Origin of the sequence: Reinekea marinisedimentorum (assembly GCF_004341165.1) — a bacterium.
GTDB classification, from domain to species: Bacteria; Pseudomonadota; Gammaproteobacteria; order Pseudomonadales; family Natronospirillaceae; genus Reinekea; species Reinekea marinisedimentorum.
In genome coordinates this window covers 18,623-35,585 of the sequence record NZ_SLZR01000003.1, presented here as the reverse complement: position 1 = coordinate 35,585, position 16,963 = coordinate 18,623, and the positions used below count along the sequence as shown (strand labels likewise).

The window sequence follows — 16,963 nt, the reverse complement described above, 5'->3', positions numbered from 1 at the left end:
ACCGCCGGGTTAAATTTCCATTTCCTTAAACAGGCCATTCAGTTCTGTTTCCAGTTCTGCCTCCCATTCGGCTTTCTTTTCTGCAATCAGCTTCTCGAGCATCGCTTTCATCGGCACGCGCAGGCCATCGCAATTCAGGTAGGTCTCCGGTATCGGAACCAACATGCTGACCTTAACGGTTGAACTTTCATTGCTCAGTGTCGGTGTAATATCAATATGGCTGTCGGTTGCAAAGCTGTTATTGCAGTTAACCACGAGGGTGTTGCCGAACAGCTGCTGCTCAACCTTACCGGTTATATGCGCCTCAATAGGAAACGACAGCTTCAACTGCGTTTCACTGCTGGAAAAGGACGGGATACCCACGCGGTCGATCCGCAGGCTGTAAACGCCCAGATCCCACTGCTGGTTTGCATGCTCATAGAGCACCGCCGGCATATGCTTGTTTAATACTTTAACAATCAGTTTGTCTGCCATGCTCTGGGCACTGGCGGTTTGCGTGCAAAAAAGCACCAGCCAGGCAGCCAGGTAAGCTGATTTTTTCATCCTTCGATTCCTCTGATGTGAATAACAGCATTTTAGCAAGCGGCATTCATAGCACGCCGCTGTTTAACCGGCCTTTACTAAGCCTGGTGGCTTTCAGCCCGCATCTGCCGGGACAAACTCACGGCCATCCAGGCCATTAAGGCAACACCGAGCAACAACGCGCCCCAAAGCAAGATCGCCCGCCAGGGTGCAGAAGACTTCAATTCAAGCTTCTCGGCACCGCCCAGCGTCTGTTTAACACCCACCCGTGCTGGCTGTTCCAGAAACTGCCGTTGTTGATCCTGCGTCAGTAAATCATACAGGTAGCCCAGATCCGAGTTACGGGTACTGACGTAAGGGTTACCCCAGGCAAGCCGGAAAGGCTCATTACCTTCACGGATAAAGCTGATGCGCTGTGGGGTCCAGGCGAGTTTTAAATTCCAGTAGCTCAGCTGAGCTTGGCTCATGGCAGTGTTAAACTCAACCTTCCAGAATTCATCCCGGCTGGCCGTAAACCCAGCCGGTTCACTGGTGACCTGCTGGCTTTCGCTCACCTCGATATGATACTGACTGAAGCTGGCGCGTCTGGTCCAGTCGCTTTCTTCCGTCGGTCGCGAATAAAGCTGCCCGGCCACAAAACCGTTGCCTTCTTTGGGTAAAAGGCTCAAGCCGCTGACCGGTAACCGGCTGCTATTCTGGAAGCTGAGCGTTGTGTTATTGGCGTTGCCACCCTGCGGCTCTTCGATCTGCCATTGGCCGTTGATGTCCAGCCATTGGGTGTTATCCAGCTCCAGCCGGTTTTGCACAATGGCGCTGACCGAGCGGATATCAACGGCATCATCGCCCTGCCAGCTGACCCGCCAATAGCGTTGTATGGCGCTGCGATTAACAGCTGAAAGTTCAATTCGTGCCTTACCGACTTCGGCGTTTTGCCACTGCAACCGCGACAGGCTTTCTCCGCTGATCCAGCGCTGCCAGCTTTTCAGATCTGCACTGGTTTCTATGTTTATACCTTCAATGAAACCGAATTCCGGTAACGCCCAGTCGAACTCGATTCCACTGATCGTCGGCACTGAACCTTCAAACCAGGCCTCCGGCAAGACGACAATATAGGCTTTCACCATTGGCTGTTTTGTTGCCTCAGGTGAACCGGTCTGCTCCTGCGTTAACTGAATAGTCGTACCCGCCGGGTTTTGGCTAACCAGCAATTGCATATCGGCAAGGGTGTTCAGTTCATCTGCATGCACCGGGAAGATGGTCAGCTCTGAAACGCTCTCTTGCCCGTTCAGCTCTGGTACAACCGAGCGGCTGATCGAAACAGCCAAACCGGCAGCGTTAAAGACACGAAAGTCATCACCGAGATGCGAGGTTTGCTCGCGATACAACGCTTCCGGTAAAAGAACGGACTGCAAAGGTAACTGGGTGGTCAGCGTCAGCTCGGCGCCATAGGCAAAATCTTCCGGTACCGGGTTTGCAATCGTCTCAAACTTTTCTGCTGAAGCATGCACGGAAACCAGCGCGGCCAACAAAGCGCCGGTCAGGCCTTTTCCGAAAACCGCTGAAGTGGGTGTCGCCATCTATACAGCCTCCTGTTCCGGCGCTTGGGGTTGTGTGGCAGCAGCGCGCGGTGGAATCGGCGAGACAAAGCCGATCACCAGCAACAGTGAACCAACCAGAATAAACGAGATTATCGACGCCAGCGTGTCGGTATCGGCCATATCGACCAGGAACAGCTTAACGACGACAACGCCGAGCAACGCCGCCGCAACAAGCCAGAGCCTGCGCCATTGCTTGCGGCTAGCAGCAACCATCAGTACCAGGCCGGCCAGCGCCCACAAAACCGACAGACTGGCTTGCACAGAAGCACTGTTAAACAGCGCATCTGGCTGATAATCAATACCAAAGTAATGGTGCAAGGTGCGCAGCAGCACCGCATTCAGCCAGATAAAACCCAGGCCACCGGCAAAGGAATAAAACCAGACACGGCTGCTTTGGTCACGCACCAGCAGCGCGGCTTTACGCTCGGCATGCCACCAGCTAAGCAGGCAAATGAAGACAATCGCCTGCGTAATATCCACGATGTTCAATAACGGTATGTAAGGCAACGGGCCCACATCACCGGGATTACCAACCATCAACAGGCTCCACAGTGCCAGGCCGGCCAGCAGCGGCACGATGGCCACGCGCCGGTAGGCATTAGCGGCAACGGAAAATGGCCACCGGTGAATACGAAGAATGGCCAGGGTCGCAGCGATGGCGGGCAGCATTGATAAGGCAAGCGACCAGGCTTCGCCCAGCCCGACAAACCTGCTTTCGAACAGCCAGTGAATAAACTTGCCGGTAATGACCACCACAGAGACCAGGTTGACCGTGTGGAACCCGGGCCAAAGCCTGCTGGCGCCGGGCGTACTGAGCGCGCTTTCGCGCTCAAACCAGCTCGCCTGATAGTGCTCCCACCAATAGAGTGCGGCATAGCCGGTTGCCCAGGCAATGGGCCAGGCCAACCAGAAACCATCATTGAAGGGCTGGCGATTAAGCAGCAGCGTGAAAACGGTAAACACCGGAACCACCGCGAATAACCCATAAAGGCCGTAGCGCATATGATGCCACGACAATCGTTTCGCCAACGCCAACATTGCCACCACGGAAGCGACAACAAAGACCAGCAACAACGACAGACCATCGAACATATAGTTATCCAGCAACTCAACAGCGCCATTCACAAACCACCACAACAACCCCCACAGCAACAACGGTAACGACAGCTTGCCGTGCCAGCTCTGCAGCTTTTGAGGTCGAATGAACTGATCGTACAGCAGATAAGCGCTGTATAGCCCGGAGAATGCAACCAGCAACGAGCTGAGACTATGGCTGTTTAAAAACACCAGAGGGCTCTGGCTGCTCTCGGCGGATGTAAAGAATGCCGCGCCCGCCAAAAACTGCAGGCCAATAGCGAAGATTGCGCCGAGGTTACGGCTCTGACGCAGACTGACCCATAACACCGCAGCACCTTCGAGTGCCCAGGCGGTGGTGATCCATTCGCCTTCCAGCGCAAAGGGTATGACCAGTGTGGTGAATACAACGCCCAGTGCCAGATAAGACTCCAGCAACAGCCGCAACCTCTGCCCCAAACGCAGCCACAGAATGCGCGTGAGCAGCAGATAAAACACGCCGGCCGCCAACGCAGACCAGGCCAATCCGAACTTAATATCCTGCACCAGCGCGACCTGAATACTGAACGCAACCAGCGGCAATCCAAACACCAGTGTGCCATCGACATAACCGACGGCCCTGATACCACTTGCCGTGAAATCACGCGCAAACAGACTGCCGATAGCCGCATAAAACAGGAAGAACAAAATCAGGAACAGCTGGCAACTGAGGTAATGCTCAAATGAATAGCTGGTAAAGCCCCAAAGGCTGGAGAGCACAAAGGTGAAGGCAAAACCGACCAGATTCAGTAAGCGCCAGTGTTTGTAAAACGCAATGAGCACCACACCTACATTGAGTACCGCAAAATAGCTGAACAGCATAATGTGGCTGCCTTCACCGGTAGAGGTCAGCACCGGTGCCATAAAGCCTCCGGTTAGCGCAAGAATGGCTAAAGCCCGCGCATTTTGAAGAATTGCCAGCATGGCACCCATCACAACCATGACAACCATCAGCGCGAAAACCAGCCCGGCCGGCAACAGCTGATAAAAACGGGCACTGGCAAAGGCAGTCATGTAAAGAATGCCAACACCGCCACCCTGCATCACCAGCGCATAGATACGCCGCTTGTGCCGCTGCATCCAGCCTATCAGCAGAATGACCATGCCAATCAGGCCAACGCAGGCAATACGCAGCTCAATCGGGAACACACTGCGCTCTGCGGCATAACGCAATAAAAAGGCGACGCCGAAAAACAACACTATGACACCGACACGAACGATGAGATTACCTTCGGTAAAGTAGGCCTTCACCTTATCGATAACTCCGGTGATCAGTTTACTGAACAGACTCGGTTCAACCGCCTGCGCGGCTTGCTGCGTTACGCTGGCGCGCGCGGCCCAATCTGACCGGTCATCCGCGTAAGCCGTGGGTTTTTCAGGCTCAGCTTCAAAGTGCCCGGCAGCAACCTCCGAACCGCCCGGTTCAGGTTGCGCTAAAGCAGTGGCATAGGCTTCCAGCTCTTCAACAGCGGTTTCTGTGGGTTCTTCAGCGGGTGTAAATGCTGGCGGAGTAACGTTCGCTGCGCTTTCTGCCGAAGTAGCCGCCGGCTTGAGTTGCGCGCCGGTTTCCAGCAGGCCGAGGCGTTTGTTTAAGCCTTCCACCTCGGCATTCAGCCTGCGGTTGCACGTTAGCAGGTAGATGGTCGCCACCGGCATACCGATAAAAAACAAAAACCCAAACAGCCCGAGGAGCACCGTTATTCCTTCCATTCGATCAATACCCTTTATTCGACACCGGCCAATCTACCATACATCAGCTGGGTTACATCAAAACGCAGTCGTGATTGTCGAAGTCACGTTGCTTTGCACCGGCAGTCTGCCTGCCTGCCGTACTCCCTTCACCCGGAACGCACCAAAATAAACCTAAGAACAAGCAGAAAAGTCTAACTTAGGGCACGAATCGCTCTATGACGCACCGAAATTGACACCCACAGAGCGGGCTACCGCCCTGAAAAGCAGACAGAAACCATGTCAAATATTTTGGATTACACAAATATGACATTGGTCAATTTTTTGCTTACAAAGTTGCCCGATTGATCAATTTAGAATTCGGCACACCATCGCCATAACCGGAGAGTCACAATGAATCGTCGTCACTTTAATAAGCTCTTAGCGGGCATTGCTACCGGCGCCCTAGCCGCCACCTTTAGTATTTCCTCAGCCTTCGCAGCCGACCCTCTTAAGGTGGGTTTTGTTTACGTTGGCCCTATCGGCGACCACGGCTGGTCTTATCAGCATGATCAGGGTCGTCTTTCAGCCGAAGAATATTTTGGAGACAAAATAGAAACCACTTACGTTGAAAATGTGGCGGAAGGTGCCGATGCGGAGCGCGTTATTCGCAATCTGGCCAAATCTGGCCATGAGCTGATCTTCACAACATCGTTCGGCTTTATGAACCCAACACTGAAGGTTGCCAAGCAATTCCCGAAGGTTAAATTCGAGCACGCTACCGGCTATAAGCTGTCTAAAAACATGGGCACCTACGTTTCCAAAACCTTCGAAGGCCGATACGTTGCCGGCTATGTAGCGGCCGAAATGACCGAAACCAATAAGATTGGTTACATTGCCTCTTTCCCGATTCCTGAAGTGATCCGTGATATCAACACGGTTCAGTTAGCACTGAATAAATACAACCCGGAAGCCGAGCTGAAAATTATTTGGGTGAACAGCTGGTTCGATCCAGGTAAAGAAGCCGATGCGGCCAATGCCATGATGGACCAGGGTGTCGACGTTATTCTGCAGCACACCGACTCACCGGCGGCTATGCAGGCGGCTGAACGTCGCGGTAAATATGCCGTTGGTCAGGCCTCCGATATGTCTTCTTTCGGCCCGAATGCACACCTGCTATCGGTCATCGACGAATGGTCTCCGCATTACATCCATCAAATTCAGGCAGTTATGGACGGCACCTGGGAATCTAAAGCCATGGTTGAAGGCATGAAAGAAGGCGCGATTGTCGTTCCTAGCTTCAACAGTGCAATCCCTGCCGATGTTGTCGCCAATGCTGAACAAATCATTGCAGACATTAAATCCGGCAGCCTGTACCCATGGGTGGGCCCTTTAAAAGACAACAAGGGTGAACTGAAGGTTGCTGAAGGTGTTGCTCTTACCTTCCATGAACTGGAACAGATGGATTGGTATGTAGAAGGCATCAACGCCGAGATTCCTAAGTAACCCATTAAACACCCGTACTTTACCTACCTATGGCCGCCAACTTGTGCGGCCTAATTGCCGAAAGGCCCAGCATTTTGAGGTTTGTAAATGCACATCCCCGTCATCGATATCTCTCCGCTTTACAACGAAACCAACGATACAAATAAGTATACCGTTGCCCAGGCCATTGATACTGCCTGCCAGAACAGTGGCTTTTTCTACGTGACAGGACACCCCATTACGGCAGAGCGTATGCTCACCATCCGCAAGCTTTCGGAGCAATTCTTTGCCCTGCCGGCTGCAGAAAAACAGCGCATTTCGATAAAGCTTTCTAACAACCATCGCGGCTATGGTGAGACCGCCGCCGAGCAGCTAGACCCGAGCAAGCCCGGCGACTGGAAAGAATCCTTCGATATGGGGCTGAACCTGCCGGCCGGCCACGAACTGATCGGCCCTAAACGCCCGCTCTACGGCCCCAACCAGTACCCAGAAAGTATTGAAGGCTTTCAGCAAATATTAGAGCAGCACTACTGGGATATGCTCGCCCTGGGGAAAAAGATACTCAGCGCTCTGGCGATAGCACTGAACATTAATGAAGATTTCTTCGACTCTAAATTCACTCACCCGCTCAGTGTGCTGCGCTTTTTACACTACCCGCCACGAACAGCGCACAAAGATGAAACCGGAGCCGAGGTGCAACCGGTGGCAGCGGGCGCCCATACCGATTACGGCTGCATCACCATTTTATGGCAGGACGACCTGGGCGGACTGCAGGTACAGGACGTGAACGGTAACTGGGTCGATGCACCACCCATTACAGACAGCTTTGTAATCAACATCGGCAACATGATGGCCCGTTGGAGCAACGACCGCTATAAGTCGACACCCCACCGCGTTTACAGCCCGTCCTCTGAAGAGCGCTACTCTATCCCGTTCTTCGTGGAGCCGGATTTTGATACCGATGTCAGCTGTTTGCCCAATTGCTGCAAGGAAGGCGAAGCACCAAAATATGAACCCATATCTGCAGGCGATTGGATGATTTACTGCTTTAACAGTACCTACGCCTACCGCACGGAAGCCAGTACTGCAGAAACCTGAGTCACGCTCACAATTATTTACATCACCTGCGACTAGAGGATTTTTCGTGATAACAGACTCTTCGCCTTTGCGGCTTTCATTACGCGGCATAACCAAGCGCTACCCCGGTTGTGTTGCAAATAACAAGATCGATCTGGACATTCACGCCGGCGATATTCATGCCCTGCTGGGCGAAAACGGCGCCGGCAAAAGCACCCTGATGAAGGTCATCTACGGGCTGGTCAAGCCGGATGAGGGGGATGTTCTCTGGGAAGGCGAGCCAGTCGCCATTAAAGACCCGGCCTTTGCCCGGCAGATGGGCATTGGCATGGTGTTCCAGCATTTTTCTTTGTTCGACACCCTCACAGTCACCGAGAACATTGCTCTGGCACTGGGTAAAGAGGCGGGCGACCTGCCCAGCCTGGCGAAGAAAATTAAAGCCGTTTCGGAAAAGTACGGCATGACCATTCAGCCGGACCGACTGGTTCATTCACTTTCTGTGGGCGAACGCCAGCGCGTCGAAATTGTCCGCTGCCTGGTGCAGGATATTAAGTTGCTGATCCTGGATGAACCCACCTCGGTATTGACCCCGCAAGAGGTCGACACCCTCTTTGAAACCCTGCGCCAGCTGGCCAGCGAAGGCTGCTCCATTCTGTTCATCAGCCATAAACTGCAAGAGGTAAAAGCCCTTTGTCACCGCGCTACGGTATTGCGCGCCGGTGAGGTTTCCGGCCATTGCCTGACAGAAAATGAAGATGCCGCGAGCCTGGCCCGAATGATGGTGGGCGCCGACACACCCATCACCGCCACCTTTGCCAAACAGTTCGGTACCGAGCCGGTGTTACAGGTGAAGCAACTGAGCATCCCCAGCGAAAGCCATTTTGGTATGTCACTGAAAGACATCAACCTGACGGTTAACGCGGGCGAAATAGTCGGCATTGCCGGCGTTGCCGGTAACGGCCAGGAAGAACTGCTGGCCAGCCTGAGTGGCGAAACGCTCAGCCCACCGGGCACCCTGTTTTTTAAAGGCCAGGACGTTGCACAACGTCGACCGAATCATCGCCGGGCCTTGGGCCTGGGCTTTGTACCGGAAGAGCGACTCGGCCGCGGTGCCATACCGGATATGAGCCTGACTGAAAACTCGCTGCTCACCGGCTTTCTGATGAACTTACTGAGAAAGGGTTTTGTGCACTGGAACCGCACCCGCAACTTTACCGACCGTATCAACAACGAATTTCAGGTGAAAACAGCGGGCCGGGAAGCCACCGCCAACAGCCTTTCCGGCGGTAACCTGCAAAAATTCATTATTGGCCGGGAAATACTGCAGCAGCCAGACATTCTTGTCGCCGCGCACCCTACCTGGGGTGTCGATATAGGCGCGGCAACGGCCATTCACAAAGCGTTGATTGCACTGCGCAATCAGGGCGCTGCCATCCTGGTGGTCTCGGAAGATATTGATGAACTGTTCCTGATTGCAGACCGCATTGGCGCCATCTGCGATGGCCGTATTTCACCCCTCACCCCAACCGAACACGCATCTATTGAAATTGTTGGCCGACAAATGGCCGGCGATTTTCAGGCCGCCAGCTAACGGAGACTGCAATCATGATAAAACTCGAACCGAGGGGCGAACGCTCAAAGGCGATGGCATACGCCTCGCCTGTCTTTGCTTTTTTGCTCACCGTACTGACCGGCGTCATCCTGTTTTCGTCACTGGGCATTAACCCGTGGCACGCACTGGTCACCCTCTTCTACACCCCTATTTCAGACGTTTATGGCCTGACGGAACTGGCCGTTAAGGCCACGCCCATTCTGATTTGTGCCATTGGGCTCTCTGTGGTTTTTAAGGCCCAAATCTGGAACATCGGGGCCGAAGGCCAGCTGTTGATGGGCGCTTTAACGGGCGGCGTGGTTGCGCTTCAGCTGATTGATGCCGAAGGCTTCTGGGTGTTGCCATTAGTTATGATCAGCGGTGTACTTGGCGGCATGCTGTGGTCGGGTATTGCGGCGTTCCTGAAGGTCCACTTCAACAGCAATGAAATTCTCACCACCATCATGATGAATTACATTGCGCTGAACATTCTGCTCTGGGGTGTTCACGGGCCTCTGAAAGACCCGCAGGGTTTCAATTTCCCGGAATCGGCCATGTTTGGCGATTCTGCACTGATGCCAATACTGATTGAAGGTACGCGCGTTCATTTCGGCCTGGCACTGGCACTGCTGGCCGTGGTTGCCATTTGGGTGCTGATGAGCCATTCCTTTATTGGTTTTCAGATTCGGGTCATCGGCATGGACCATGGCGCGGCGCGCTTGTCGGGCTTTAAAGGCAAACATTTAACCTACCTCACCATGCTCATCAGTGGCGGATTGGCTGGCCTTGCCGGCATCAGCGAGGTAGCCGGCCCCATTGGCCAGCTTATTCCCAGTGTTTCGCCGGGTTATGGCTATGCCGCCATCATTGTTGCCTTTTTAGGGCGGCTGAACCCGTTCGGTATTGTGCTGGCTACGTTTCTGATGGGCTTGCTGTATATGGGCGGCGAAATGGCTCAGATCGAACTGGGGTTGCCGCTGGCGTTAACCAATCTGTTTCAGGGCATGCTGCTGTTCTATTTACTGGCATGCGATGTCTTCATCAACTTCCGTTTGCGCTGGTCTGGCCCGCGTAAACCCGCATCTGCGCTCCGCACAGAGGGATAATTTATGGATATCGATCTAATTACCAACATCCTTTACGCCATGGTGCGCACCGGTACGCCCCTGCTCATCGTCGCACTGGGTGAGCTGATCTGCGAAAAGAGCGGCGTGCTCAACCTGGGCCAGGAAGGCATGATGCTGATGGGCGCGGTGATTGGCTTTATTGCCACCCTCACCACCGGCAGCCTTGTTCTGGGCTTTGCGCTGGCGATGCTTTCCGGCGTGCTGATGTCGCTGATCTTCGGGCTGATTACTCAAGAACTGTTCGCCAATCAGGTGGCCACCGGGCTGGCACTGACCATTTTCGGCACCGGGCTATCGGCCTTTATCGGTGCCGGCTTTGTCGGTAAACCGGTTCAGGGGCTCGACCCGATCTTCATTCCGGTACTGACCGACCTGCCTCTCATTGGGCGCATGCTGTTTGGTCAGGACCTGCTGGTGTATCTCTCATTCGTGATTTTTGGTGGGGTTTACTGGTTTATTAATCACTCGCGCGCCGGGCTGATGCTTAAAGCCGTCGGTGAAAACCCGGATTCCGCACACGCCATTGGCTTGCCGGTGTTTCGCATTCGCTATCTGGCCATCATTTTTGGCGGCGCTATGGCGGGGCTTGCCGGCGGTTATTTATCGCTGGCCTATACGCCTTTGTGGGTAGAAAACATGTCTTCCGGTCGCGGCTGGATCGCCCTGGCACTGGTGGTCTTCGCCAGCTGGAAAGCCGAGCGCGTACTGCTGGGGGCCTGGCTATTTGGCTTAATGTCGATTCTGCATCTGGTATTTCAGGGGCTGGGGGTTGCTATTTCACCTAACCTGCTGGCGATATTGCCGTACCTGGCCACCATCGTGGTATTGGTGATGCTGTCGCGCGATAAGCTGAATAATCGCTTGGTTGCGCCGGTTTCTTTAGGCCGGCCTTTTTACGCAAAATCCTAATTAAAAAAAACGCTCCGCAGCTTTCTTGCTGCGGAGCGCCTTCAGTTCACTTCTTCGCCAATTGCTTGCTCACTGAAACTAAAAAAGCTTCAGTATACGGGCCAGTTACTCAACACTTTCGGGCCGGCAAATCTGGTTGTTGGTTACCTGGAACTCAACACGACGGTTAAGCGCCCTGCCCTCAACGGTATCGTTTGAAGCTATCGGCACAGACTCACCATAGCCTGCCAGTTCAATCCGGCTACCCTCTACATCGAAGCTGGTGAGATAGGCTTTAACCGATTCTGCACGTTTTTCAGAGAGCGTCTGGTTGAACTCGGCATCCCCAATGCTGTCGGTATGCGCCTCAACCTTAATGGCCAGCTCCGGGTAGCGCAGCATGGAATCGACAACAGAGTTCAATGCCGCACCGCTTTCATCAGTCAAATCGTATGAACCGGTTTTAAACTGAATGCTATCCATCACTCCATTAAAGTCTTCACAGACCATCTCAATGGTTGCAGGCTCCGGAATCACTTCGGCCACCACCGGCTCCGGCTTCTTCAGCGGTTCGACAACAACTATTTCTCTCGGTGTCGGCGCCACTGCTTCCGGCTCCGGGTGTTGCTGATGACGGGCGAAAATATAGGCCAGCGATAGGCCATAATAAGCCGCATCGTCATCAAAACTGCTCGCCTCGGCACGCAGCAGCCAGTGTTCAGCAAAACGCCAGGATGCACCGGCGCCCAAACTCAGCTGGAACGCGGTCTCACTGGTGAAAGGAATGCTGTCATCGGAAGCCTCGTTAAGGATGACCGACAATCCGGCACGGCCATATACATCAAACGGGCTGTTCGGACTCAATAAATGGTACATAGCCGACAGGGACGGCACCTGATAGCTAATTGCCGCATCAGGAACCGACGCCGCTATTGCCGGGTTTGAGTTGGTCAGCCCGGCCTCACCTAAGTCGGTAAAAGAAAACTCACCACTCCAATGAGGCAGAAAGCGATTGCCAATAAACAGGGTGTAACCCCAGCTGGAATCATCATCGGTATAGAAGCCATCTGAACTGCCTTCGGGTTCAACGTGGCTGCCGCCCAACCCAGCGCCAATGTACCAGCCCGACACATAAGAAAGCCCGGCTTTGTCGGCATCGCCGTGATGCTCTGGCTGATAAATTTCACTGCCGTACTCGTCACTGTCGACAACATAACGAATAGCAATGGCCTCATGCGCGCTCACCGGTGCCGGGAGATATGCCAGCCCAGCAATACTCAGTAATGCGAATGCCGCCAATGGCTGCATTGTGGAACGAACCGGCTTTGAGCGCCGGGCAAGCAACAGCAGTGGCAGTGCCAGTAAAAATTCCAGCCCAAAACTGCCGATACCGCGCACCGCTGTGGTCAGCTCTTTTGCCGCCTGAATACTGTCAATCACACCGTCTTCGTTGTAATCGTCATTTTCAGTGGCATCGCTGTAGTCATCGCCATCACTGTTAAGATCGAGGTAATCCTCGGTACCGTCACTGTCGGTATCGATCACGCCGGTTAACGGCGAAACACTGTCGTCCAGACCATCTGCATTTGTATCCGTAAAGTTATCAATGATGCCATCCCAGTCGGCATCGGCATTCATATCGCCCTGAGCTTCAATCGCATCGGTTATGCTGTCGCCATCGCTGTCAAGATCCAGCCGATCAACAATGCCGTCAGCATCGCTGTCTATATCGATGCCACCCGGCGCTTCTACCGCATCCGGAATACCATCGTTGTCATCGTCAAGATCTGTGCTGTCCTCTATGCCGTCGGAATCACTGTCCAGCGCATTGCCAAAGGTAGCATCCGCCTGGTCAACGACATCGGCAATACCGTCACCGTCGGTATCTTCGCTGTAAGCTTCATCGATGACACCATCGTTGTCGGTATCGTAGGGCTCAGCTTCACTGTTTGCCGCATCGCTTACGCCATCGTTGTCACTGTCAACATCCAGGTAATCGTCTTTACCATCGCTATCGGTATCCGGCGGGTCGTAAGTCAGCGTATCGTCATCAACCAGTCCGTTGTCATCAGCGTCGGCAGAGCCTGCTTCAATGACATCCATCAGGCCATCGTTATCGCTGTCCAGGTCCTGCATGTTGGCGATGCCGTCGCCATCTTCATCGGCCGGAACAACATCATCGTCGATGCCGTCATTGTCACTGTCGGTGCCGCCGGTTATTAACACGTCGTAGCTGTCATCAAGGCCGTTGTCGTTTGCATCTTCGCCACTGGAGCCGCTTTCGGTTTCATCCGCGATACTGTCGTTATCGCTGTCCAGGTCGATGAAGTCGGCAAGGCCATCGCCATCGGTATCGCTCAGTTCATACTCATCGTCAACACCGTTGCCATCGCCATCGGTGCCGCCGGTTGCGTCAACATCTAAGGCATCATCCAGGCCATCGCTGTCGGAATCGACACCGGTCAACGCAGGAATATTTCCAGCCTCTACAACATCAGGCACGGTGTCGTTATCGCTGTCTGTATCGAGGTAATCCGCAATGCCATCACCGTCGGTATCGGTCGGTTCAAAGCTGTCATCAATGCCATCGTAGTCATTGTCGCTTCCACCGGTTTCATCAACATCAATAGCATCATCAATGCCGTCAGCATCGCTATCTGAACCGAGCAATTCCGGGGTTTGGGTGTTCTCCAGAACATCCGGAATGCCATCGCCATCGGAATCGAGATCCAAATAGTCGGCTATGCCATCGTCGTCGCTATCGCTAAAGCCTTCGATTAGATCCGGAATACCATCGTTATCGGAGTCAGCATCCAGTGTATCGATCACACCATCGCCATCGGAATCAACACCTTCGTACGCATCATCAATGCCATTGTCATTCGCATCGTCACCGCCGGTTTCGTCTACATCGATCGCATCATCAATACCATCGGCATCGCTGTCGGTACCGGTGAGTGTGACGGCAGTACCCTCTTCGTAATCGTAAATACCATCGTTATCCGAATCGGTGTCTTCTGAATCGACCTTGCCGTCACCGTCGGTGTCTGTATCGCCTTCGATAACATCAGGAATACCGTCGTTATCACTGTCCTGGTCAATCCAGACATAGACACTTATCACCTGTGTATTGTCGTTAGCGTCGGTCACCTCGGCCGTATAGATGTAATCACCTTCATCGATCGCCGTTGCCGGGGTACACGCCCAGGCACCGGCAGACACCACAGCACTGCAAACCAGCTCAGCGTTCTCATCGTATACAGAGACTACCGTGCCATCGGCCTGATCGGTCGTGCCAGTAAATTCCGGTGTTGTATCACTGGTAGGGCCGACAACATCCGCAGTTATTTCTGGCAGTTGTGCTGCCAGCGTTACGGTCTGTTCAGCCGAAGGTGCAGCATTGCCAAACTCATCACTGACATCGGCGGTGATCAGAATGTCTCCGTCATTAAAGCCACTGATGTCGATTTCTGAAACACTCCAGCTGCCGTCTACAACGGTATCGTAAGCTTTCACTGTATTTGTGCCATCGGTTAGCACGACCGTCACCTGCTGATCATCTTCGGCATCGGTTAGTCCACTGATCGAGATGCTGCTTGCCTCGCTGGCATTGAACAGGTCATCGCCATGGGTGCCGTTATCGGTAATCGAAATGGTCGGGTCAATGCCGTCGTCGTACAGGCTGGTTGCCTGCACTGCAGCCACGTTAGCCATGCCGGTGCTGTCGAAAGCGATTCCGGCTGCAACATCAATCGTCACTGTGCCCTGTTCCTGCGGCGTTATCAAAGCGCTGTAGCTGTCGCCATCTGCCGCAGAAAAATCACTGACCGTTGCATTGGTGACGCTGATGTCGACAAGTTCGAAATCCGTCACATCTTCGGTAAACTCAAAGGTCGCGGTAAAAGCAGCTGTACTGATTGCAGGCACATTTTCAATGCTGACCCCGGGGTAAGTTGCAGACTTATCGGCATAAACGGTTTCCGCTACCCCCTCATTACCACTGATGTCGGTTTGACTGGCATTGATAACGACCGTGGCACTGCCCTCTTCAACATCCGAAACATCGAAAGTAGCCGACCAGGTTCCATCGCTGGTACAAACAACGGATTGATTCGCCGGCGAAGCACTCTCGACAGAGACGGAAACATCGTTATCACCATAAGTACAGCTGCCCGATACGGTGTAACTGGTCTGATTATCCGACGTCACTTCGATGGGATTATTAATGGAAACAACCGGCGCCGTAGTGTCATAGGACGCGGTAATCTCCATGGCGTAATCTTCAACCTCACCCGTCGCAAAGGTACCGGAGAAGCTCGCAGCACTAAGTTCTTCATCTGAATTGGCGATACGAATTCGAGCATAGGTGGCACCGGCATACATATCGGCACCACTGCCATTCAGCTCTGTCCAGGTTAAAGTCACCTCCTGCTGATAGCTGCCAGCACTGACGGTCACCGCATCGGAGGCTTCATCTTCCTGGAAAACGCCATCCAGGTCGAAGTCAATCCATCCGCGTACCGTAGAGTTTTCGCCATTGATCGAGGTCGCGTTTACGGTCAGGCTGTAATCCGTGTGTATTACATCCAAACCGGTCAGGCTGGCTACCCCGTCATCATATTCATCATCGGTTGCCAGGCCATTGCTGTCGTCAATACCATCGCCAAACCCATCGGCATCGCCAGCCACGGATTCACCTAAATACACACCTTCGGTGACAACATGAGACGCACCTTCCGATGCCGAGAGCGTTGCGTAGCTATCCGGGGCATCGCCGTAATCTGAGCTATGGGTAGAATAAAGGCTCTTGGTTCTGAAGAAGGCCCAGGAATCGTAAACCGCATCACCCACGTCAGAAAGACCGACCACGACACTGTGGGATTTTCCCGGAGTTACTGAAACCCGGCAGGATACACGTTCGGTAAAGCCGTCCATTTCCGTAGCGTAGTCAGAGTCGGTGTTATCGATAAACAGGTAGGCATTATCTTCGTCGTTGACCGTATCGATGCTAAACACCTGACCGTCTGCAGTCAGAGCACAGTCTTCACCTTCGACCAGAATTCGCAACGTATCGCTGTAGCCCTGGTCAACCCATTCAAGGTATTCATCGGAGCCAAAAATAAAATCAAAGACCAGAGTGTCGTACTCCGGCACAACTTCAAACGTGAACTTAACAGCGTCGTAGAGGTCATCTCCCAGGTCGGGATCATCGTATGATTGTTTATCGAAGCGCGTAGAAAACTTCGAACTGGTATTGGTACTGGAAACAACGTTTACAGCGTTGCCGGTACTTAAAATAACGCCGCTGGAAAAGTCATCACCCAGCAGAAAACTGAAATCTGAAAAGCTTCCAACCTGCGCATCGTAACCACTAAAAACAGGGCTGTTAATGGTTACGCCATCGCCCTGCAATGCTGTCACAAGACTATCGGTTGTTACCGTCAGGTCGTCTTTGACTGAGACGCTTTCAGCGAAAACAGGTGCGGCTCCAAAAACCAGGCCAATCAGAGAACAACAGGAAAATGTCTGAAAAGATTTCTTTTCAGTAACTGATAGAGGGTTTCGAATCACAAAGTACTCCTTCACAAAAAGTCAAACCGACTAATTGCGACAAAGTTACTTGAAGATTCAAAATTTATAAGCTAAGTGAGAGCAATTGCTTGAACCAGTCCGCATTTATTTGTGACTAAAATCACTAAATGTTAACTGGGACTCAGTTCACAATTAGCTGTTCAAACTGATGATCTGAAGGGAGCTTGTTCGCTTGTTTTTTGGTTAATTATCCGGTGTACATTGAAAACATCGGCTTAAAAGCGAGTACCAGAATTTTCGCCCGTTAGAAGGCTAAGCTCGTGCTGCGCGGTGCCAATTGCACTTAAGCACCGCAAGGGGCA

At 53.1% G+C, this 16,963-nt stretch carries 9 protein-coding genes; 5 read left to right on the top strand and 4 right to left on the bottom strand.

The features are described 5' to 3' along the window. Positions 1 to 9: 9 nt before the first annotated feature. From BCF53_RS04335 to BCF53_RS04325, 3 genes are all read right to left on the bottom strand, one after another. Complete coding sequence (locus BCF53_RS04335) at positions 10 to 543, bottom strand: DUF4403 family protein (protein WP_132700289.1); 534 nt, start codon at positions 541 to 543, stop codon at positions 10 to 12. Between the two features lie 77 nt (positions 544 to 620). After that, complete coding sequence (locus tag BCF53_RS04330; RefSeq protein WP_132700288.1) at positions 621 to 2,099, bottom strand: DUF3999 family protein; 1,479 nt, start codon at positions 2,097 to 2,099, stop codon at positions 621 to 623. Next, positions 2,100 to 4,943 (bottom strand): DUF2339 domain-containing protein, encoded by a 2,844-nt coding sequence (locus BCF53_RS04325; protein ID WP_132700287.1) that lies wholly within the window; start codon positions 4,941 to 4,943, stop codon positions 2,100 to 2,102. 372 nt (positions 4,944 to 5,315) lie between these two features. Between BCF53_RS04325 and BCF53_RS04320 the strand changes: the two genes are divergently transcribed. The 5 genes from BCF53_RS04320 to BCF53_RS04300 all read left to right on the top strand — a co-directional run bounded on the left by BCF53_RS04320 (position 5,316) and on the right by BCF53_RS04300 (position 11,090). After that, entirely contained in the window at positions 5,316 to 6,407 is a 1,092-nt protein-coding gene (locus BCF53_RS04320; RefSeq protein WP_132700286.1) for a BMP family ABC transporter substrate-binding protein, read from the top strand. Positions 6,408 to 6,494: 87 nt separating this feature from the next. Then, complete coding sequence (locus BCF53_RS04315; RefSeq protein WP_132700284.1) at positions 6,495 to 7,484, top strand: isopenicillin N synthase family dioxygenase; 990 nt, start codon at positions 6,495 to 6,497, stop codon at positions 7,482 to 7,484. A gap of 46 nt (positions 7,485 to 7,530) precedes the next feature. Next, entirely contained in the window at positions 7,531 to 9,054 is a 1,524-nt protein-coding gene (locus BCF53_RS04310) for an ABC transporter ATP-binding protein (RefSeq protein ID WP_243645766.1), read from the top strand. 14 nt (positions 9,055 to 9,068) lie between these two features. Next, a complete protein-coding gene (locus tag BCF53_RS04305) occupies positions 9,069 to 10,160 on the top strand; it encodes an ABC transporter permease (protein WP_207902653.1) in 1,092 nt (363 codons plus the stop codon). 3 nt (positions 10,161 to 10,163) lie between these two features. Continuing rightward, a complete protein-coding gene (locus tag BCF53_RS04300; protein WP_132700280.1) occupies positions 10,164 to 11,090 on the top strand; it encodes an ABC transporter permease in 927 nt (308 codons plus the stop codon). A gap of 105 nt (positions 11,091 to 11,195) precedes the next feature. On the opposite strand, the gene BCF53_RS04295 is transcribed toward BCF53_RS04300, so the two are convergent. Next, entirely contained in the window at positions 11,196 to 16,640 is a 5,445-nt protein-coding gene (locus tag BCF53_RS04295; protein ID WP_132700278.1) for a choice-of-anchor L domain-containing protein, read from the bottom strand. Positions 16,641 to 16,963: the final 323 nt, after the last annotated feature.

What these genes read in the sequence shown, in the direction of transcription:
- BCF53_RS04335 (WP_132700289.1), bottom strand. Translation starts at nt 543, where the DNA reads ATGAAAAAATCAGCTTACCTGGCTGCCTGGCTGGTGCTTTTTTGCACG.
- BCF53_RS04330 (WP_132700288.1), bottom strand. Translation starts at nt 2,099, where the DNA reads ATGGCGACACCCACTTCAGCGGTTTTCGGAAAAGGCCTGACCGGCGCT.
- BCF53_RS04325 (WP_132700287.1), bottom strand. Translation starts at nt 4,943, where the DNA reads ATGGAAGGAATAACGGTGCTCCTCGGGCTGTTTGGGTTTTTGTTTTTT.
- BCF53_RS04320 (WP_132700286.1), top strand. Translation starts at nt 5,316, where the DNA reads ATGAATCGTCGTCACTTTAATAAGCTCTTAGCGGGCATTGCTACCGGC.
- BCF53_RS04315 (WP_132700284.1), top strand. Translation starts at nt 6,495, where the DNA reads ATGCACATCCCCGTCATCGATATCTCTCCGCTTTACAACGAAACCAAC.
- BCF53_RS04305 (WP_207902653.1), top strand. Translation starts at nt 9,069, where the DNA reads ATGATAAAACTCGAACCGAGGGGCGAACGCTCAAAGGCGATGGCATAC.
- BCF53_RS04300 (WP_132700280.1), top strand. Translation starts at nt 10,164, where the DNA reads ATGGATATCGATCTAATTACCAACATCCTTTACGCCATGGTGCGCACC.